General features: G+C 41.4%; 22 protein-coding genes and 2 riboswitches. Of the genes, 4 read left to right on the top strand and 18 right to left on the bottom strand.

Annotation, left to right across the window (positions count from 1 at the left end; genetic code table 11):
* The 12 genes from GJU41_RS11390 to GJU41_RS11335 all read right to left on the bottom strand — a co-directional run bounded on the left by GJU41_RS11390 (position 1) and on the right by GJU41_RS11335 (position 11,932).
* The gene (locus GJU41_RS11390; RefSeq protein WP_070874720.1) at positions 1-657 is read right to left on the bottom strand and encodes a methionine ABC transporter permease; all 657 of its coding nucleotides are present in this window, start codon (positions 655-657) and stop codon (positions 1-3) included.
* On the bottom strand, positions 650-1,675 hold the full coding sequence (locus GJU41_RS11385; RefSeq protein ID WP_070874722.1) for a methionine ABC transporter ATP-binding protein: 1,026 nt from the start codon (positions 1,673-1,675) through the stop codon (positions 650-652). Before GJU41_RS11385 ends, GJU41_RS11390 begins: the two co-directional genes overlap by 8 nt.
* A 280-nt stretch (positions 1,676-1,955) precedes the next feature.
* Positions 1,956-2,068: riboswitch (SAM riboswitch) on the bottom strand.
* A 104-nt stretch (positions 2,069-2,172) separates the two neighbouring features.
* Complete coding sequence (locus GJU41_RS11380) at positions 2,173-3,495, bottom strand: O-acetylhomoserine aminocarboxypropyltransferase/cysteine synthase family protein (RefSeq protein ID WP_154318628.1); 1,323 nt, start codon at positions 3,493-3,495, stop codon at positions 2,173-2,175.
* Between the two features lie 70 nt (positions 3,496-3,565).
* Positions 3,566-3,674, bottom strand: a riboswitch (SAM riboswitch).
* A gap of 77 nt (positions 3,675-3,751) precedes the next feature.
* Positions 3,752-4,081 carry a hypothetical protein gene (locus GJU41_RS11375; RefSeq protein ID WP_154318627.1) on the bottom strand — a complete coding sequence of 110 codons (330 nt, stop codon included), beginning with the start codon at positions 4,079-4,081 and terminating at the stop codon, positions 3,752-3,754.
* A gap of 155 nt (positions 4,082-4,236) precedes the next feature.
* On the bottom strand, positions 4,237-4,545 hold the full coding sequence (locus tag GJU41_RS11370; RefSeq protein WP_070874730.1) for a thioredoxin family protein: 309 nt from the start codon (positions 4,543-4,545) through the stop codon (positions 4,237-4,239).
* 33 nt (positions 4,546-4,578) lie between these two features.
* Positions 4,579-4,926, bottom strand: coding sequence for a toprim domain-containing protein (locus tag GJU41_RS11365; protein ID WP_154318626.1), 348 nt, complete (start codon positions 4,924-4,926; stop codon positions 4,579-4,581).
* Positions 4,927-5,061: 135 nt separating this feature from the next.
* Entirely contained in the window at positions 5,062-5,307 is a 246-nt protein-coding gene (locus tag GJU41_RS11360; RefSeq protein ID WP_154318625.1) for a YusG family protein, read from the bottom strand.
* A gap of 53 nt (positions 5,308-5,360) precedes the next feature.
* Positions 5,361-5,744, bottom strand: a complete 384-nt coding sequence (gene gcvH / locus GJU41_RS11355) for a glycine cleavage system protein GcvH (protein WP_070874736.1) — start codon at positions 5,742-5,744, stop codon at positions 5,361-5,363.
* A gap of 58 nt (positions 5,745-5,802) precedes the next feature.
* Positions 5,803-6,165 carry an arsenate reductase family protein gene (locus GJU41_RS11350; RefSeq protein ID WP_170292778.1) on the bottom strand — a complete coding sequence of 121 codons (363 nt, stop codon included), beginning with the start codon at positions 6,163-6,165 and terminating at the stop codon, positions 5,803-5,805.
* 153 nt (positions 6,166-6,318) lie between these two features.
* Complete coding sequence (locus GJU41_RS11345) at positions 6,319-8,103, bottom strand: acyl-CoA dehydrogenase family protein (RefSeq protein WP_070874740.1); 1,785 nt, start codon at positions 8,101-8,103, stop codon at positions 6,319-6,321.
* A 254-nt stretch (positions 8,104-8,357) separates the two neighbouring features.
* The gene (locus GJU41_RS11340) at positions 8,358-9,533 is read right to left on the bottom strand and encodes an acetyl-CoA C-acetyltransferase (protein ID WP_154318623.1); all 1,176 of its coding nucleotides are present in this window, start codon (positions 9,531-9,533) and stop codon (positions 8,358-8,360) included.
* 14 nt (positions 9,534-9,547) lie between these two features.
* Complete coding sequence (locus GJU41_RS11335) at positions 9,548-11,932, bottom strand: 3-hydroxyacyl-CoA dehydrogenase/enoyl-CoA hydratase family protein (RefSeq protein ID WP_154318622.1); 2,385 nt, start codon at positions 11,930-11,932, stop codon at positions 9,548-9,550.
* Between the two features lie 202 nt (positions 11,933-12,134).
* Here GJU41_RS11335 and GJU41_RS11330 point away from each other — a divergent pair, with 202 nt between their 5' ends.
* The gene (locus tag GJU41_RS11330) at positions 12,135-12,284 is read left to right on the top strand and encodes a YuzL family protein (protein WP_083328076.1); all 150 of its coding nucleotides are present in this window, start codon (positions 12,135-12,137) and stop codon (positions 12,282-12,284) included.
* A gap of 876 nt (positions 12,285-13,160) precedes the next feature.
* On the opposite strand, the gene GJU41_RS11325 is transcribed toward GJU41_RS11330, so the two are convergent.
* Complete coding sequence (locus tag GJU41_RS11325) at positions 13,161-14,081, bottom strand: proline dehydrogenase family protein (protein WP_154318621.1); 921 nt, start codon at positions 14,079-14,081, stop codon at positions 13,161-13,163.
* Between the two features lie 177 nt (positions 14,082-14,258).
* Between GJU41_RS11325 and GJU41_RS11320 the strand changes: the two genes are divergently transcribed.
* Entirely contained in the window at positions 14,259-14,528 is a 270-nt protein-coding gene (locus GJU41_RS11320) for a hypothetical protein (RefSeq protein WP_154318620.1), read from the top strand.
* A 12-nt stretch (positions 14,529-14,540) separates the two neighbouring features.
* Positions 14,541-14,879 (top strand): spore coat protein, encoded by a 339-nt coding sequence (locus GJU41_RS11315; protein WP_133312510.1) that lies wholly within the window; start codon positions 14,541-14,543, stop codon positions 14,877-14,879.
* A 196-nt stretch (positions 14,880-15,075) separates the two neighbouring features.
* Here the strand turns inward: GJU41_RS11315 and GJU41_RS11310 are convergent, their stop codons facing one another.
* Together GJU41_RS11310 and GJU41_RS11305 are read right to left on the bottom strand one after the other, a co-directional pair.
* A complete protein-coding gene (locus tag GJU41_RS11310; RefSeq protein ID WP_154318619.1) occupies positions 15,076-15,792 on the bottom strand; it encodes a gamma-glutamyl-gamma-aminobutyrate hydrolase family protein in 717 nt (238 codons plus the stop codon).
* Positions 15,793-15,881: 89 nt separating this feature from the next.
* Positions 15,882-16,424, bottom strand: coding sequence for a GNAT family N-acetyltransferase (locus tag GJU41_RS11305; protein ID WP_070874754.1), 543 nt, complete (start codon positions 16,422-16,424; stop codon positions 15,882-15,884).
* Positions 16,425-16,545: 121 nt separating this feature from the next.
* Here GJU41_RS11305 and GJU41_RS11300 point away from each other — a divergent pair, with 121 nt between their 5' ends.
* The gene (locus tag GJU41_RS11300; RefSeq protein ID WP_070874756.1) at positions 16,546-16,770 is read left to right on the top strand and encodes a hypothetical protein; all 225 of its coding nucleotides are present in this window, start codon (positions 16,546-16,548) and stop codon (positions 16,768-16,770) included.
* Between the two features lie 42 nt (positions 16,771-16,812).
* Here GJU41_RS11300 and GJU41_RS11295 read toward each other — a convergent pair whose 3' ends face one another.
* The 3 genes from GJU41_RS11295 to GJU41_RS11285 are packed head-to-tail and all read right to left on the bottom strand — an operon-like array spanning position 16,813 to position 18,661.
* Complete coding sequence (locus tag GJU41_RS11295) at positions 16,813-17,079, bottom strand: DUF2573 family protein (protein WP_070874758.1); 267 nt, start codon at positions 17,077-17,079, stop codon at positions 16,813-16,815.
* Between the two features lie 23 nt (positions 17,080-17,102).
* Entirely contained in the window at positions 17,103-17,849 is a 747-nt protein-coding gene (locus GJU41_RS11290; protein WP_070874760.1) for an IucA/IucC family C-terminal-domain containing protein, read from the bottom strand.
* A gap of 2 nt (positions 17,850-17,851) precedes the next feature.
* The gene (locus GJU41_RS11285; protein WP_070874762.1) at positions 17,852-18,661 is read right to left on the bottom strand and encodes an ABC transporter ATP-binding protein; all 810 of its coding nucleotides are present in this window, start codon (positions 18,659-18,661) and stop codon (positions 17,852-17,854) included.
* Positions 18,662-18,679 lie beyond the last annotated feature (18 nt).

Genomic DNA, 18,679 nt, shown 5'->3' with positions numbered 1-18,679 from the left:
CTAACGTTTATCTAATTTTGATGTAATAAAGTCTCCAATAAATTGGATGATAAATACAATGACTAATATCAGGATTGTCGCAATCATTGTTACAGCATTATTATTCCTCTGGAAGCCTTCAAGAAATGCAAGATTTCCGAGCCCCCCGGCTCCGACTACCCCTGCCATGGCTGTGTAGCCGACAAGAGCAATGGCCGTTACCGTAATTCCGGAGATTAGCGCAGGGGATGATTCAGGTATTAACACCTTCCAGATGATCGTGGATGTTTTTGCCCCCATTGATCTTGCTGCCTCAATGACTCCCTTATCAATTTCACGCAGAGCAATTTCAACCATCCGCCCGTAAAACGGTGCAGCGCCAATGATTAAGGCCGGCAGTGCTGCTTTTGCTCCAAGAAACGTATCTAAAATGGCCTTTGTAAAAGGAATCAGCAGAATGATCAGGAGAATAAACGGAATGGACCTGAAAATATTCACGAATGCAGATATAATGATATTAACCGGTTTATTTTCCCATATACCGCCTTTTGACGTTAAGAATAATAGCAGTCCGAGTATAATGCCCAAGATAAAGGTTGCAGCTACAGAGAATCCTGTCATAAATAAAGTTTCACTAGTTGCTTCCCATACATTTTCCCATCTCACGTTTTCAAACATTCGCAATCACCTCTGCTTCTACTTCCTGACTGCGGATAAATGCCATTGCCTTATCCAGTTCATCAGGTTCCCCGTCCATATGAATGAACAAGGTTCCATATGATCCGCTTTGAGTTTGAGATATTTTCCCCTGAAGGATATTTACTTCAATCGGATGATTTCGGATAAGATTCGTAATGAGCGGACTTTCTGTAGAATCTCCCACAAATGTTAATTGAATAACCATTCCATACTTGTATTTCTCAAGAATTAATTCCATTGTTTCCTGCGTATCGTCCGGCTCTGTAATTTGTTTCACAAAGCGCTTTGTAATAGGCTGCTGAGGTTTTTTGAATACATCAAGTACCTCACCCTGCTCAACAATCCGTCCGTTTTCCATCACTGCAACCCGGTGGCAGATTTTACGGATAACGTGCATTTCATGTGTAATCAGAACAATTGTTAAACCGAGCCTCTCGTTAATATCTACAAGCAGTTCGAGAATGGAATCTGTTGTTTGCGGGTCCAGTGCTGATGTAGCTTCATCACAAAGCAAAACCTTTGGATTATTCGCAAGAGCTCTCGCAATTCCGACACGCTGCTTTTGCCCTCCGCTCAGCTGTGATGGATAGGCATCTTCCCGTCCTTCAAGTCCTACAAGCTTAATGAGCTCTTCTACACGGTTTACCCGCTGCTCTTTCTTTACTCCGGCGATTTCTAATGGAAACGAAATATTTTCCCGGACCGTTCTTGACCAAAGGAGATTAAAATGCTGAAAGATCATACTGATTTCGTGTCTTGCTTTTCTCAGCTCGTCTCCGCGGATTTTATCGATCTTTCTCCCTGCCACTTGAATGGAACCGTCTGTCGGCTTTTCAAGTCCGTTAAGCAATCTGATCAATGAGCTTTTTCCAGCACCGCTATAACCGATTATTCCGAAAATTTCTCCTTGATTTATGTTCAAGTCAACTGAATCAACCGCGGTAACATTTCCGCTTTTGGATTGAAAGACTTTTTTGACATCCTTTAACGTAATCACGACTTCACCTTCTTCCAAAATTCAACTCACTATCATTTTGCGCGAAATCTGTCAGGTTCATGTTGAGATAAGAAAAGCGCAGCGCCCGTTTAGCGCAGGCAGACAGATAAGGATCCGTCAGAAAAGGCGCTTTTTGCCAATACTTTCGGAGCCGTTCTGGCCAAGGAGCCTGAGCGATTCCGCTCGCCATCGAAGCGCAAAATTTTATACTTTCTTATTTCTAAACAAAAATGCCTTTCTGCATAAATGAGCAGAAAGGCATATCAATAGAAGAACCTTCCTCTCATCTTTCAAAGCATTAATAGCAGCTTTGAGTGAATTGGCACCTTTTCAATAAAATTGACGGTTGCCGGGCTTCGCAGGGCACTTTCCCTCCACCTCTCTGGATAAGAGACTTACAATTTATTAAATTAATTTACGTTTAATTTCAGTGAGTTTGTACTACGAGTGTGATTTTATCATGTGTCAAAAGAAGGTGTCAATCCTAAAGTGTTTTATTAATTTGAAAAGACGGATGATTCAATTAATGATTTCACACCTGTTGCTTGTTCAATCGCTTGTTCCAGATCCTCCAGAAGGTCATCAATATGTTCAATTCCAACTGACAATCGGATTAAATCTTCTGTTACTCCTGATTTTTTCAATCCTTCTGCATTCAGCTGCTGATGTGTCGTGCTGGCAGGATGAATGATCAGGCTTTTGGCATCTCCGACATTGGCTACATGTGACCATAGATTAACGGAATTAATGACCTTTGCACCTGCTGCACGGCCGCCTTCAATGCCGAACACGACAACTGCTCCTGCTCCTTTAGCCAAATATTTATCCGCAAGAGATTTATCAGGGTGCTGTTCATCTTCCGGGTACAGGACCCATTTAACGGCAGGATGCTCATTCAAATATTCAACAACTTTTCTCGTGTTAAAAATATGCTCTTTCATTCTTACATGAAGGGTCTCCAGCCCCAGATTAAATTGAAAGGCATTAAACGGACTAATAGCCGGGCCTAAATCCCTCAAAAGCTGAACCCGTGCTTTTACTATGAAAGCTGCTTCAGGCAATGCCTCCGCATATACCAGATTGTGATAACTTGGATCTGGAGTCGTAAAGCCGGGAAACTTATCTGTGTTCCAATCAAACTTTCCTCCGTCTACGATAATTCCGCCGAGTGTCGTGCCGTTTCCAAGCAGCCATTTCGTTGCAGAGTGAATAACAATATCTGCTCCGTGTTCGATTGGCCTGCATAAATACGGAGTTGCAAAGGTATTATCAATAATTAAAGGAATTCCTGCTTCATGAGCAATTTTCGCAACTGCCTCTATGTCAAGAACCTGAAGACTCGGATTGCCGATTGTTTCTGCAAAGATCGCCTTTGTTTTCGGTGTAATGGCGTTCCGGAAATTCTCTGGTTCATTCGCATTTACGAACTTAGTCTGAATCCCGTACTTGGGCAATGTCGTCTGAAAAAGATTGTAAGTGCCCCCGTAAAGGCTTGAGGCAGAGACAATCTCATCTCCTGCTCCGGCAATATTTAATATTGAGAGCGTGATCGCTGCCATGCCGCTTGCCACAGCAAGACTTCCAGCTCCCCCTTCTAACTGGGCAACTCTTTCTTCGAAAACCGTGGATGTAGGATTATGTATACGGGTATAAATGTAACCCTGCTCCTTTAAGGCAAATAAATCCGATGCATGTTCAGTATCATTAAAGACATAAGCGTTAGACTGATAAATCGGCACAGCGCGCGCTCCTGTCGCCGGATCTTTCTGCAGCCCCCCATGTACATTTACCGTTTCAAGCCGATACTTTTTTTGTCCCATTTTCCCCATCTCCCTTAAATAAATTCAAATAAAAAACCCCTTCAAAGAAGAGGTACAATTACCATATCTCTTCTTATCTGCCAGAGCTGTTTGCCTGCTCTGCTGGAATTGGCACCGTGTTGCATCAACCGGTTGCCGGGCTTCATCGGGCCAAGTCCCTCCGCCTCTCTTGATAAGGTTATTCGCACTTAAATCTACATGAATTGTAACACTCCTTTATTTCATCCGTCAATTGGTAGTTTGAATTTTTAGATAATTATTTAGACAGATGAATAATGGATTCAAGTCTCAATACATTGCGAAAAGATCCTTTAACCTCCAGTGCTCCAAGCTTAGCAAGCTGCAGAAGTCTGATTGGCGTATGAAAACAGTCTGAAAGATGATCTTCATTACCAGTCACCAGTACATGTGCTGAAAGATGATCATTGCCGCTGCTCAAATAACAAGTGCCTTTTTTCAGCACTAGAAGAACTGGCTTTTGTTTCGAGCCGGAACTGGTTATCTGTATTCTCAATTCTTCTATAGGGAGCAGCGGCTGGATAAAATGAGACGCATTCATTTTTTCTACAAACGAAAATAAGTCCATTTTTTGTCTCTCCATTTCTTTTCTGATCGTAAAGTATTAATTCGTTTTCATACGAACCAACACCTTTAAGAAAGGTTCGACACTTTATTGGACTTGGACAGACAAAATAATCGTTAATTTCTATTTCCCAAGAAATATGTCAAATGCCGCCCTGCTCAGGCGGCATATTCTTTCATTATTTGATAAATATGTTCTACAGAATGAAAGGCATATATCTTTTGCGCAACTTCTCCATTTTCAAAAATAAGCATGCAGGGTACACTTTCTATTCCCCATTTGATCGCTTGCTTCGGAAGAAAATTAAGGTTTGCCGTATGGATGGTTAAACCAGGCAGCAATTCTTCAACAACAGTCAGCATTTTTTTTGCCAGCTGACACGTTCCGCAAAATGGAGTGTAAAGATAAAGAATGCCAAATTCCTTTTCAGCAAAAATATCTAATTGTTCTTCCTGAATTTCAATCATTGCTTTATTTGATACTCCCTTTTCTTTTAAAAATTATAAGTATTTCGCCTGAACATCAATATTTGCGCTTAAAAGCACTGCAGCAACATGCTGATCAGGTGCAGTCGCAACTTCACGGTACATTCTATCTATAAATAAATGCGCAGCTTCGGGCAGTTCCCGCTTGAATTGTTTTCTGAGGCGATCCCCTGATTCATCTGAGTCGACGAGCACATATACATCTCGATAAAACAGCTCATCAATCATTTCGTCTAAACGTGTAAGACTTATTGTGCCATTCGTACAGATGATTTCCACAGGTTCATTTACAACATTAAGAACCTTGCGTTTGTCAGATGTTCCTTCAACTATTATGACCTTTTCAACCTCAATTGCAGACATCGCCATCACCTATTCAGTCAGTATGTGTTATCTTATAACCTATTCGAATTGCATGAGGTTGTTTCTTAAATGAAATGAAAAGAAATGAAATTGAACAAAAATGGCAGCGGAACATTTCATTCCACTGCCATTCGATTAGCACCAGCCGTTTTTTTCGTCACAATCTACATACTTTTCATCTTGTTTTGATAAAACGTCTGCATACTGGAAAAAGGAATGGTTTTCTTCTTCATATCCATTTTTTAATGAAACCTGATTTCCATTTTGACCAAAAGACATTGTGCCAATTTGCTCTTTTTCAAAATACAAGTTCATTTGACCAGCCGAAAAACGTCCTGTAACCCGGTCTGTAATATCTAAACGTTTCTTTTCAAAAGACATGCTTGAACACCCTCCTTTTTACAACTTAGAGTGTCCTTATTCCATGTCCTTTATCAGTCTTCGTTTGTCATTTCCACATATTGCTCAGCAGTCATTAAGCTGTCAACATCACTTACATTGCTAGGCTCGATCACGATCATCCATGCTTTTTCGTAAGGTGACTCATTTACAAATTCTGGGCTGTCATCGAGATCTTCATTGATTTCTACAACTTTTCCGCTGATTGGCGCGTAAAGCTCAGAAACCGTTTTTACAGATTCAACGCTTCCGAAAGGCTCATCTGCTTTAATTTCATCTCCAACTTCAGGAAGCTCAACAAATACAATATCCCCAAGTTCTGATTGAGCAAAATCAGTGATCCCGATACGTACTTTTTCGCCTTCAACTTTAACCCATTCGTGCTCTTCAGAATAACGAAGTTCTTTTGGTGTGTTCATTTTTATTACCTCCAAGTTTTATCATGTTTATTTGTAAAAAGACTGAAGTGAAAGTCTTCTACTTCTTTCCCCATGCTTCTTCAAATTGATCTTCTTTAAAGCCGGCAGTAACCTTCTTGCCGTCTGTTGTTAATGGCCTTTTGATGAGCATGCCGTCTGATGCCAGAATCTCAAGCAGTTCATCTTCAGATAAAGAAGCAACCTTTTCTTTCATGCCTAATTCGCGGTATTTTTGACCGCTGGTATTAAAAAACTTTTTTACTTCTAGCCCGCTGTTATCAAGCATCGTTTTTAATTCTTCTTTTGTCGGTGGATTTTCGACAATATGTACATCTTCTACCTGCAAATTGTGATCTTCAAACCACTTTTTTGCTTTTCGGCATGTACCGCATTTTGGATACCAGTAAAACGTAAGAGCCACTCTTTTCACCACCTGCAACGTAATTGAACAACATTATTTTACCACAATCATTTGGACAATCATAATCACAAGTTTCTATTATGTAATTTCTATATTTTTCAAATAAATAAGACCTTTTCCGTTGCTGGAAAAGGTCTATTTCTTACAGTCTGCTTAAGCGCGGTAACCATTTTCTTCAATTAATGCAGCTGCAATTTCACGTTTTTTAGCAATCACATTGATCGGAGTGTGACGCGTGAATTTTCTTAGTGCTGAAATCATCATGCGGAGTGTATCGCCCTGCTCAATTGCAACTAAAGATTCTTTTGCATGTGCTTCGATTTCATTAAATGCTTCCTGGCAATACACTTGAGTGTAGAGAAGTTTTTGAGCACTCTTTGCTTCTCCTGTTTTGCTGATTGCTTTTTCAGTGCGAAGTATCGCTGATTCCATTGCATAAATATTGCTTACGATATCTGCAATGTTCACTAATACTTCCTGCTCTTTCTGCAATGACTGGCCATACTTTTGTGCAGCAAGTCCAGCGATCATTAAGCCGATTTTTTTAGCATTTTTCAATAAATGTTTTTCTTGCTCAAGAACGCCTTCGCCAACTTCTTCAGGCATAAGCATCATTAACTCTTCCTGCAGAGCTTGAGCCTTTTGCAGCAATGGCAATTCCCCTTTCATTGCTTTGCGCAAATACGTTCCCGGCACTAATAGGCGGTTAATTTCATTTGTTCCTTCAAAGATACGGTTAATACGGGAATCACGGTATGCTCTTTCCACTTCATATTCTGCCATAAATCCGTATCCGCCATGGATTTGAACACCTTCGTCTACTACATAATCAAGCGTTTCAGATCCCAATACTTTATTTAATGAGCACTCGATCGCATATTCAGCAATGGAAGCAGCTACTTCTTTGCCGTCTTTTACCTCTTCAGGAGACAAGCGGCTCATGCGGTCTTCAAACAATCCTACTGTACGGTAAACAGAGCTCTCCATTGCATAGGTTTTAGAAGCCATATTAGCAAGTTTTTCCTGGATCAGCGAGAAGCTGCTGATTGGCGTTTTAAATTGCTGGCGCTGATTCGCATATTGAACAGAGACATCAATAATGCGTTTTGATCCGCCGATTGTACCTACCGCTAATTTATATCTTCCGATGTTAAGAATATTAAAGGCAATAACATGGCCTTTTCCAAGGTCACCTAATAGATTTTCTTTTGGAACCATCGCATCTTCAAGAATGAGAGTTCTAGTTGATGAACCTTTGATTCCCATTTTCTTTTCTTCCGGACCTGTTGAAACTCCAGGGTATTCTTTTTCTACAATGAAAGCTGAGAAATGCTCGCCGTCAACTTTTGCATAGACTACAAAAACATCAGCAAAACCTGAGTTTGTAATCCATTGCTTTTCTCCATTCAAGACATAGTGAGTTCCTTCAGCATTCAGTCTCGCAGTTGCTCTTGCACCAAGCGCATCTGATCCAGAACCCGGCTCAGTCAATGCGTAAGCTGCAATGCGCTGGCCCGTTGCAAGGTCAGGCAGATATTGCTGCTTTTGTTCTTCATTGCCGAAGAGCACAATTGGAAGAGATCCGATGCCTACATGTGCTCCGTAGGATAATGAAAAGCTGCCTGCACGCGCAAATTTTTCTGTGATTAACGCTGAACTGATTTTATCGAGTCCAAGTCCGCCGTATTCTTCAGGAACATCTGCTCCAAGCAGTCCAAGATCGCCTGCTTGCTTAAGCAGCTTCACAGATTTATCAAATTGATGATTCTCAATGTCTTCTAAGTGCGGCAAAACATCATTTACAACAAAATCCTCTGTCGTTTTAGCAATCATTTTATGTTCATCTGTGAAGTCCTCAGGAGTAAATACACTTTCAAAAGTCACATCATCTAATAAAAAGCTGCCGCCTTTGATTACATTTTCAGTCGTTTTAGACATGATTGGTTCCCCCGTTTACTAAATTTAATTAAATGGTTGTTTTAGCCTGGATTGTTGTTTTTCATTCTAATTGTTGTCCGTTTCTTTCCGCGGGGAGCATGGGAGCCTCCTCGGCTTTGCCTGTGGGGTCTCCCAATTTGCTCTATTTCCCGCAGGAGTCAAGTTCCTTCCGCTGCAATCCACTTAAGGTTTTTATCATTTAGTCCTTTTGAAATTTAATTCGATAGCAACAAAGTTTACGAAAAGAGCATTTATTAAATTAATTCAAATACGCCTGCTGCACCCATTCCGCCGCCGATGCACATAGTAACAATTCCAAATTGTTCATTTCGGCGCTTCATTTCATGAATAAGAGAAAGCGTTAATTTTGCTCCTGTACAGCCGAGCGGATGGCCGAGTGCAATCGCACCGCCGTTCACATTTACTTTATCTTCATCTAAGCCAAGTTCTCTGATTACCTGTATTGACTGAGAGGCAAATGCTTCGTTCAGTTCAAAAAGTCCAATGTCAGATAAGCTTAGTCCAGCTTGTTTTAACGCACGCGGAATCGCTTCAATTGGCCCAATTCCCATTACCTCAGGCGGAACTCCGCCCACAGCGAAGGATCTGAATTTTACAAGCGACTGAAGTCCGAGTGCATCTGCCTTTTCACGGTCCATTACCATCACTGCCGCAGCCCCGTCACTTGTCTGTGAAGAGTTTCCTGCAGTAACCGATCCCTTAACGGAAAATGCAGGTCTTAAATTCGCAAGAATCTGCATGCTCGTTCCAGGACGAACACCTTCATCTCTCGAGAATTGGAACTGTTTTTCCTGAAGCTTATTGTCGCTGCCTACACTTCTATGTGTAACATCTACTGCAACAATTTCATCATCAAATTTGCCTTCCTGGATGGCTCTTGCAGCGCGCTCATGACTGCGGACCGCGAATGCATCCTGATCTTCACGGCTGACGCCGTATTTTCTTGCTACCTGCTCTGCTGTATGGCCCATTCCCATGTAATATTCAGGAGCGGTTTCAGCCAGATTTGCATTTGGACGGACAACATGCCCCATCATCGGAACCATGCTCATTGATTCTGCGCCGCCTGCAATCGCCGTATCTGAGTGGCCAAGCATAATTTTTTCTGCTGCATATGCAATACTCTGCAATCCTGAGGAGCAGTAGCGGTTTACGGTAATGGCAGGAACTGTGTAAGGCAGTCCGGCCAGCGCTCCGATGTTTCGCGCCAAGTTTAATCCCTGCTCTGCTTCTGGCATGGCACAACCGATAATTAAATCATCTATATTTCCTTCATAGCCCCCGGCACGCTTCAGCGTTTCCTTTACAACGAGAGCCCCTAAATCATCTGGTCTGACAGTTGCAAGTGATCCTTTTTTCGCTCTTCCTACAGGTGTTCTCGCACCTGCTACAATGACCGCTTCTCTCATAACAGTGCCCCCTCCTAATTACGTAGTGGTTTCCCTTTAACAAGCATGTGCTGCATTCTTTGCTGTGATTTGCCCTCTTGAACCAGGCTCAGGAAAGCTTCTCTTTCTAAATCCAGCAGGTATTGTTCATCCACTTCAGTACCAAATGGAACCTTGCCGCCTGCAATGACATATGCAAGTTTTTTCGCAATTTTTAAATCATGCTCTGAAATAAAGCCGGATTGAAGCATGGATTGTGCGCCAAGCAACAATGCTGCGTAACCTGTTTCGCCTACAACGGGAACCTTTTTGCGGACAGGTGCTTTATATCCTTTATCAAACAGTTCAATGACTTTCAGCTTTGCATCATGCAGTATATGGTCTCCATTAAAGCTGACTGAGTCATTTTCATTTAAGAAGAAATTGTTTCGTGCTTCAGCAGCTGAGGCTGAAACCTTAGCCATAGCGATTGTTTCAAAGACTTTATTTGCAACATTCTGAAGATCGAAGTCTACACCTTTCGGGATGCTGTTCAGAAGTTTAATGTAAAGCTCTTTGTTGCCGCCTCCGCCCGGGATTAAACCAACACCTGCTTCTACTAATCCCATGTAGGTTTCACTTGAAGCCTGAATGTGTGCTGCCGGAAGACAGATTTCTGCTCCGCCGCCAAGCGTCATGCCAAACGGGGCTGCTACTACCGGTTTAGAACTGTATTTAATCTTCATCATTGCCTGCTGGAAGTGGCGGACAACCATGTCCACTTCAAAGTAGTTATCATCTTGGGCTTCCATTAAAATCATCGCAAGGTTTGCTCCGACACAGAAGTTCTTGCCCTGATTTCCGATGACAAGCCCTTTGTAATTTTTGTTTACTTCATCGATGGAGAAATTAATCATTTGAATGATGTCCATGCCAATTGCATTGTTTGGTGAATGGAATTCAAGAAGTGCGACATCATCTCCAAGGTCGATTAAGCTTGCACCGCTGTTCTTTTTAATGACCCCTTTTTTCTCTTTAATCTCTTTTAAATCAAGGACTTTTTCGTTTTGCTGAATGCGTCTGTAATCTCCATCATGATAAAAATAAGAGATGCCATCTTCTTTTTTATAAAAAGAAGTAAATCCTCGCTCAAGCATGTCTTTAATCCATGACGGAACACTGCGGCCTTCTGCTTCCATTTTTGCAGCTGACTTTGAGAGCCCGATGGCATCCCATGTCTCGAATGGGCCATACTGCCAGCCAAAGCCCCATTTCATGGCTTCATCAATCGCAACGATGTCATCTGCAATCTCACCTAATAATTCTGCTGAATAAAGGAGAGTCGGACTTGTAATATTCCAAAGCAACTGGCCAGCTCTGTCACCAGAGTAGATAAGCGCTTTCATTTTAGCGGCTGCACCTTTTGCCTGTTTTGCCGTCTCAATGCTTTGGGCCTTTAATTTTTTTCTTTCTCCGTATTCGAGTGTATCTGGATTCAGTTCAAGAATCTCTTTTCCTTCTTTTTTGAAGAAGCCCTGGCCTGATTTGCTTCCAAGCCAGCCATTTTCAAGCATTTTCTTCATAAATTCAGGGATTTCAAAGACCGCTTTTTCGCTGCCTTCAACCTGGTCATATACGTTTTTTGCTACATGTGCAAATGTGTCAAGTCCCACAACATCAAGTGTTCTGAACGTGGCGCTTTTCGGGCGTCCGATCAGCGGTCCTGTAACAGAATCTACTTCCCCTACACTGTATTTTCCTTTCAGCATTTCCTGAACAGTAACAAGCAGACCGTATGTTCCAATTCGGTTTGCGATAAAGTTTGGAGTGTCTTTCGCTTCCACAACACCTTTGCCGAGCACATCCTCCCCGAATGTTTTAATGAAAGATAAAACCTCTGGTGATGTTGCCTTAGTTGGAATTACTTCGAGCAATTTTAAATAACGGGGCGGATTGAAGAAATGCGTTCCGAGAAAATGCTTTTGAAAATCCTCAGATCTTCCCTCAGCCATTGCCTCAACAGAGATTCCTGATGTATTAGAGCTGACAATGCTCCCTTGTTTTCTATATTGATCAACTAATGTAAAGACTTTTTTCTTTATGTCCAGGTTCTCAACAACTACCTCAATAATCCAATCAGCTTCAGACAATCTGTGCATGTCATCTTCGAAGTTACCCGCTTCGATCAATGAAAGATTTTCCTTTGCAGTCAGCGGAGCCGGCTTTTGTTTTAATAACTTTTGGATGGCTTCGTTTGAGATTCGGTTTCTGACAGAATGATCTTCCAAAGAAAGTCCTTTCTTCTCTTCGATATCCGTAAGTGAGCGCGGTACAATATCAAGCAATAATACAGGGATTCCGATATTTGCCAAGTGTGCAGCAATTCCTGAACCCATTACACCAGATCCTAAAACTGCAGCTTTTTTAATTCGCTGGACCATGAATGCTCCCCCTTTTGTTAATTTGAATGAATGCTCATTCATTTTTTGATGAAAAAAATAGTCAGGAATCAATTCCTCTATATACTAATATAAAAGATTTCGAAAATTTGTTCAATACATTTACAAAAAATTCACATATTAATTGCAGACAGCATGAAAAAAAGCAGCTGCGGGAAGGATAAAAGCCAGGAGGTGACCAATTATGGCAAGATTAAAGAAACAACCATCTAAAGCAGGAGTAAGTGCATCAAGCGTAAAAGGCAGCTCTGGTCCAACAAACGAGATGGATGGCGGGGGCAAACGCTCTAGTACAAATCAGCAATATGGAAAGAAAAACATGGGACATGAATAAGGCTAATGAAAGCTGATTCTTATGAGAATCGGCTTTTTTTACCTGCAAACTCTCTTTTTTCTTTTTGAAATTTATGATTCCGCAATTTTGGTTTCTGCTCAGAAAAGTGGAATCAACCGTACCCTTTGATTCTCAGAAAAGTGGAATCAACTGTACCCTATGACTCCACAATTTTAGTTCTTGCGCAGAAAAGTGGAATCAACGTACCCTTTGATTCCACAATTTTAGTTCTTACGCAGAAAAGTGGATTCAACCGTACCCTTTGATTCCACAATTTTGGTTTCTGCTCAGAAAAGTGGAATCAACCGTACCCTTTGATTCTGCAATTTTAGTTCTTGCTCAGAAAAGTGGAATCATCCACACGCTATGATTCGGCAATTTTGGTTCTTGCGCAGAAAAGTGGAATCAACCGTACCCTTTGATTCCACAATTTTAGTTCTTACGCAGAAAAGTGGAATCAACCGTACCCTTTGATTCCGCAATTTTAGTTCTTACGCAGAAAAGTGGAATCAACCGTACCCTTTGATTCCACAATTTTAGTTCTTGCGCAGAAAAGTGGATTCAACCGTACCCTATGATTCCGCAATTTTGGTTTCTGCGCGAAAAGCCATGCAACCAATGGTTACCCAATTTAAAGTAGTATCTCCATAGAACAGAATTTTTTTACAGAAAACTCTGTATATACACGATTTTGTCGAGTTGAGTCATCACCCTTTTTATCAGTTAGCGGGGTACCAATGGATTTAGGACAAATACGCCGCGGTGTCAAAATGGGGCCGAGGGTGATTATGAAAAGCGCATACAGAAAAAAGCAGTCAGGAAATAACATTTGTCTTTCCTGCCTGCTTCATTTTAGAGACTTATTGGACATCTCCTTTAATATTTCTTAAGCATTCCCTTCAGTACGAAAGCAACGTTTGCCGGCCGTTCAGCAAGACGGCGCATAAAGTAACCGTACCAGTCTGTGCCATATGGGACATATACCCTCATTTTATATCCTTCCTTCACCAGTTCGAGCTGACGTTCCGGTCTGATGCCATACAGCATTTGAAATTCAAATTGATCACTCGGAATGTTATTTTCCTTTACCAAGCGTTTTGTAAATTCAATGATCGCTTCATCATGAGTAGCAACTGCTGTATAATTTCCATTTAGTAAATGCATTTTTATGATTTTCTTAAAATTTTCGTCAACATCTTTTTTTTCAGGAAAAGCTACACGCGGAGATTCTTTGTATGCTCCCTTAACAAGCCGTAAATTGGGGTGAAGCGGATTCAGCTCTTCAATATCTTTAACTGTTCTGTACAGATATGCCTGAATCACCGTTCCGACATTATCGTACTCTTTCTTCAAGGTTTTAAAAATTTTGATTGTTTTCCCGCACCGCGAATAATCTTCCATATCAATGGTGACAAAAACATTATTTATCTTTGCCGCATCCAGAATCCGCCGCATATTCCTAAGTACCGCCTCATCTGAGATATCAAGTCCCATGGAGGTCATCTTTAAGGAAAGCTGTGACCGCAGATTTTCTCTGCTTATTGCTTCTATTGCTTGAATGGTTTGATTCGCCATTTCATTTGCTTCCGCTTCGTTATCGACGAATTCACCCAAATAATCAATTGTCACATCTAAATTTTTTTCATTCAGCTTTTTTATGGCAGCTGCTGCAAGTTCAATCGTTTCACCGGCAACAAAGCGTGCTGCTCCAAATCTTAAACCATATCTCTTTGCAGCCTTTGTCATTCTTTTATTCTTTGATAAAAACAAGAAAAAACTTCGAAGTAATTGCTCCATTTGAAGTCCTCCACTCTGTTTGGCGCATTAACCAAGAATTATCTGTTACTTTATCATATTTAAAATAGTTTGAATATTATTTACATTTAGCTGCCCGAGATTTGTCACCTAATTTCCGTATAGGATTTCTCGGATGAGGAACGATAAGGAAGAAAATGTTTGAAGGAGGTTATACCTATGCAACAACAGCAGAATACAGGCACGCAGCAAGGCATGATGCAGCAGCCGCCATCAGTCATTACGACTAAAGATCACCTTTACTTAACAGATATGCTTTCGTGGAATTTAATTGCCATGAAAAAAGCTCACTTCTTTGCGGGACAATGCAGTGATCAGCAATTAAAAAGCGAGCTTGAGAAGGTTGGAAAGATGCACGAACAGCATTATTCTAAAATTTTGACTCATTTAAATCCAAATCAGGAAGCATACGGAACACAGCTTCAGTAGGAGAGGTGCAGGATGAATAATAATCAGAATCAGAACAAAATCGGCAACCCTGAAACACAAGTACCTAAAACCCCTCAAATGAATGACCGGGACTTTATCAATGAACTGCTGGCTACTGAAAAATATATGACAGATTCTTATTGCACAGCCCTAAATGAAATGAGCCATGATTCTCTTTATCAGGATATTCAGGGGATCTTCAACGAGACTCAAAATTGCCAAAGAGAATTATATAATCTTATGTACAAAAACGGCTGGTACAAGCTCGAAGCGGCAGACAGCCAAAAACTGCAGCAATCCCACCAGCAGTTCGCTAATTACCTGCAGCAGCAATCACCTTATCTTCAATAACGAAAAGCGGAATCGACAGGCGGATCTGTTCTGACCGAGGGGCTGGGCGATGGAGCTAGACACCACGAAAACCGGAATCGCCCGTTTAGCCCCGACAGGCAGATAAGGATTGCATGCGCTGGCTGAGCCGTTCTGTCCGAGTGCACCGCAAACTAGCCCAAATAAAAAAGAAAGCAGCACTATGCCGCTTTCTTTTTTATTTGCAATTATCCACAAATGTTTTAAACAGGTTATGCATCGCCTCATCCTGGGCCGCCATTTCTTCAGGGTGCCATTGAACGGCAAGTACATACCACTCGTTGTCAGTTCCTTCAAGTCCTTCTACGATCCCATCTGACGCTTTAGCTGTTGCAACTAACCCATCTGCAAGCTTTCCGACTGCCTGATGGTGCATACTGTTCACACGGACCGTATCCGTTCCGAAAATGTCCTGCAGTTTGCTGCCTTTTTCAACCATGATTTCATGAGTTGGATTCGGACGGTCTGCTGTTTGATAATGCTTTATTGGATTCTCGTAAGTACTCTCGATATCCTGTGTGACCGTACCTCCGAGAGCTGCGTTCAGCATCGCAATGCCCCGGCAAATTCCAAATACAGGTTTTTTGGTTTCTTTCGCATATTTCACAACGGCTGTTTCCATTTCATCCCGCACACCGTTTGTTTTTCTAAGTTTTGGATCTGGGTCCTCCCCGTAAGAATGAGGGTCCACATCCTCCCCGCCGCTTAGTATAAAGCCGTCGCATTTTGATACGATAACTTTTGCCATTTCATCGTCTATTAGCGGAATAACAACTGGAATCCCTCCAGCCTGAATGACAGAACTAATATATTTTTGATGCACATGCACGCTCGGAATATCTCCGTGATCTACTACTGAGCTTGATATGCCGATAACTGGTCTTGATTGGTCCATTTTGTGTTCACTCTCCCTGGGAATTACTCTTCTTCTATCTATACCCCTCTCATTCCCTGGTCGAACCCGTTTTTTATCATTTTAAAAATTTACCTTTTTTCAGGCCGTTCTTCCCACTCTTCCCTCAATAAACCGATTCTGATGGAATCATAGTGTTCTCCATTTACCACTCTGCACTTTCTCATGCGCCCCTCTACTGTCATGCCAAGCTTTTCTCCCACTTTAATCATCCTTATATTTCCGGACCATGTGGTGTAGCCGACTCTTACAATAGGCAACGTCTCAAATAAGTGATCGATCCATAAACGGAAGGCTTTCGTTCCATATCCCTCGTTCCAATAAGAGGGATCATAAATGCCTATCCCCATTTCAAGCCATAGTGAAGGCTCATGCTCCCAATAATAGCTTACTGTGCCGATAATTTTGTCACCGGCAACGATGGCCCAGTAATCCTCTTGATCTACGATACTGTCTTTCTGTGAAAGAAAGTCTGTCAGAGTAAGATTTTTATGTTCAAAATAAGGAGCATCCCATTTCTTCCACTCAGGGTGCTCATCTTTATACTTGATCTCCCATAAATGAATAAGATCCTTCGTTTCAATTGGACGGATAATTGCTATTGACTGACACATGATTGGTTAGTCCCCCATTTTTGCAAGAATTTATTCACTGATGAAAGATTTTTCCATTCTTTCACTCTTTCAAAATATACAGTATAATCACAATAAAGGAAAATACTGGAGTTGATTTCAAATGAAATATTATGCGGGATCTGTATTTCTATATCTCTTTTCTGTGGGTCTCTTATATGTGATTGGCTATGCATTTGAAATCGTCTGGCTGAAGTGGGAACACACAGTCACCTATCAGGATGGTACAATTAAAGCGGTTTCAGGTTCTGTCATACCCTTTTTCCTATGCTTGCCTGTTTACTATTTCTTTACAAAAAAAACTGCAAAAGACTATTCTGCCGAATAAAACAAAAAATCCCAGAGCTGTTCATTCGTTCTCTGAGATTAATTATGATTCTTTATTATTCATCTGTGATTTTTCCCGATGCTGTTCATTCAGCTGCTTAATTTCTGCAATAAGCTGTTTTACCTTTTCTTTTTCTGCAGGATACGTATCGTTCCAATGCTTTACAAGAGGCGGCATGGATTTCGCGATATGTGAATAGATCACCCAGTTTTTTACTTTTTCCTGAAGTTCTGGCGTCGCCTCTCCAAGAAGCAGTTCTGTATATTTTTCAATTAGGCCATTCAGCGGTTCTTTAAGATCTTCCTTCAACAAGATCTCCTCCTAATCATCCATTATGTTAAACAATGCTTCGGACAAGTACTGCAGCGATCTCTTTTTTCTGAAGTCAGATAGTAAAGACAGCATGTTTGTCTAAGTTTCGGCGCTTCTGCTGCTTGCCCTGGTTCCCTATAGAAAGGCAAGAAAGGGTTTTTCATTCCTTCTCCGAAAAGTTCTCCGTCTGCTTCATTCACTACATACATATAATCCGCTTGTATTTGCTCTATCGTAACATACTCAGGTTTGTTTGCAAGCAGCGTATCGTACATCCATACAACATAGAGGACGACATTCTCCCAAAGTATCAGCTTGGAAATTCTTGCTTCCTTAGCCACAATCAAAATGAGTTTGCTAATATGGTCCCGGAATAAATCTCTCAGCAATTCGTCTCTCCACGCTTCTCTGCTTTCAGAAACGGGAATACATTCCATCGAACGGAAGTAAAAAGACGGCAGCCATAATGGATCCTCATCATCCGTCACAAGTGAAAGATTTGCAGGGTCCGTATTCAGTTTTTTTCCGAAAACAGTCATAGAGAAAAGAGCCATCGCTGCAAGGAAGGCATACCGTTTTACAAGCATAGACCCTGTAACATTTAATCTGTCTGAATGAATTCTCGGCTGGATCTCCATCAAATATCGCGAGAGAAAATCAGGATGCAGCAAGTTTGCTGCATCTACCGATAAGACTGAATCATTTCGTTCCAAACTCAGCCTGAATCTCGATAAATGCCCTAGTTCTTCTTTTGTAAAATGGTTCATAATTATATTGCCGCCTCTTTAATGATGCACCGGCCCCTGCCATGCGGAATGCAAAGAGGTGTTCCAAACAGAGGATCCATTGTTACCTCGCAGTTCATTTGAAAAACATCCTTCACAAGATTGCAGTTAATGACATGTTCCGGTCTGCCTTCAGCATAGATTTGCTTATCCTTAATGGCAACTATATGGTGTGCATAACGGCAGGCTAAATTAAGATCATGAAGAACCATTACAATCGTTCGCTGTTCTTTTTCATTCAGCTCAAATAAGAGATCCAGAATTTCAATTTGATGAGTCATATCTAAATAAGTCGTTGGTTCATCAAGTAAAATGATATCCGTATCCTGAGCTAAAGTCATGGCAATCCAGGCACGCTGGCGCTGTCCGCCAGACAATGAATCAACTGGTCTTTCAGCCAATTCAAGCATTCCTGTAGACTCTAACGCGCTCATGACTGCCTTCTCATCTTTTTCCGTCCATTGTTTAAGCCAGTTTTGATAAGGATATCGGCCTTGCTTGACAAGCTGAAGCACTGTCAGACCTTCAGGTGCAGCAGGACCTTGGGGCAAAATGGCAAGTTTCTTAGCCACTTCCTTAGTGGGAAGCTTCGCAATAGCTTCACCTTCTAAAAGAACTGCGCCTTTTTCAGGTTTTAAAAGCCGTGCTATTGAACGCAGAAGTGTTGATTTTCCGCAGCCGTTGCTGCCGATGAATACCGTTATTTCGCCTTTTGGGATATCTAAATCGAGCTCATCTATAATGGTTGTTTCTCCATATGACAATGTGAGCGCCTTTGTTTTAATTGCTGTCATTGACAATCCAGCTCCTTT

The sequence above is a fragment of the Metabacillus idriensis genome (genome assembly GCF_009674765.1).
Lineage (GTDB): Bacteria > Bacillota > Bacilli > Bacillales > Bacillaceae > Bacillus_P > Bacillus_P idriensis.
This window is presented reverse-complemented; position numbering and strand designations above follow the sequence as displayed.

Excerpts from the sequence above, each read along its gene's own strand:
- GJU41_RS11305 (WP_070874754.1), bottom strand. The coding sequence starts at position 16,424 with ATGTGTCAGTCAATAGCAATTATCCGTCCAATTGAAACGAAGGATCTT.
- GJU41_RS11390 (WP_070874720.1), bottom strand. The coding sequence starts at position 657 with ATGTTTGAAAACGTGAGATGGGAAAATGTATGGGAAGCAACTAGTGAA.
- GJU41_RS11360 (WP_154318625.1), bottom strand. The coding sequence starts at position 5,307 with ATGTCTTTTGAAAAGAAACGTTTAGATATTACAGACCGGGTTACAGGA.
- GJU41_RS11345 (WP_070874740.1), bottom strand. The coding sequence starts at position 8,103 with ATGTCTAAAACGACTGAAAATGTAATCAAAGGCGGCAGCTTTTTATTA.
- GJU41_RS11380 (WP_154318628.1), bottom strand. The coding sequence starts at position 3,495 with ATGGGACAAAAAAAGTATCGGCTTGAAACGGTAAATGTACATGGGGGG.
- GJU41_RS11315 (WP_133312510.1), top strand. The coding sequence starts at position 14,541 with ATGAATAATAATCAGAATCAGAACAAAATCGGCAACCCTGAAACACAA.
- GJU41_RS11300 (WP_070874756.1), top strand. The coding sequence starts at position 16,546 with ATGAAATATTATGCGGGATCTGTATTTCTATATCTCTTTTCTGTGGGT.
- GJU41_RS11325 (WP_154318621.1), bottom strand. The coding sequence starts at position 14,081 with ATGGAGCAATTACTTCGAAGTTTTTTCTTGTTTTTATCAAAGAATAAA.
- GJU41_RS11320 (WP_154318620.1), top strand. The coding sequence starts at position 14,259 with ATGCAACAACAGCAGAATACAGGCACGCAGCAAGGCATGATGCAGCAG.
- GJU41_RS11310 (WP_154318619.1), bottom strand. The coding sequence starts at position 15,792 with ATGGACCAATCAAGACCAGTTATCGGCATATCAAGCTCAGTAGTAGAT.
- GJU41_RS11290 (WP_070874760.1), bottom strand. The coding sequence starts at position 17,849 with ATGAACCATTTTACAAAAGAAGAACTAGGGCATTTATCGAGATTCAGG.
- GJU41_RS11375 (WP_154318627.1), bottom strand. The coding sequence starts at position 4,081 with ATGGACTTATTTTCGTTTGTAGAAAAAATGAATGCGTCTCATTTTATC.
- GJU41_RS11335 (WP_154318622.1), bottom strand. The coding sequence starts at position 11,932 with ATGGTCCAGCGAATTAAAAAAGCTGCAGTTTTAGGATCTGGTGTAATG.
- GJU41_RS11330 (WP_083328076.1), top strand. The coding sequence starts at position 12,135 with ATGGCAAGATTAAAGAAACAACCATCTAAAGCAGGAGTAAGTGCATCA.
- gcvH (WP_070874736.1), bottom strand. The coding sequence starts at position 5,744 with ATGAACACACCAAAAGAACTTCGTTATTCTGAAGAGCACGAATGGGTT.
- GJU41_RS11370 (WP_070874730.1), bottom strand. The coding sequence starts at position 4,545 with ATGATTGAAATTCAGGAAGAACAATTAGATATTTTTGCTGAAAAGGAA.
- GJU41_RS11285 (WP_070874762.1), bottom strand. The coding sequence starts at position 18,661 with ATGACAGCAATTAAAACAAAGGCGCTCACATTGTCATATGGAGAAACA.
- GJU41_RS11340 (WP_154318623.1), bottom strand. The coding sequence starts at position 9,533 with ATGAGAGAAGCGGTCATTGTAGCAGGTGCGAGAACACCTGTAGGAAGA.
- GJU41_RS11365 (WP_154318626.1), bottom strand. The coding sequence starts at position 4,926 with ATGTCTGCAATTGAGGTTGAAAAGGTCATAATAGTTGAAGGAACATCT.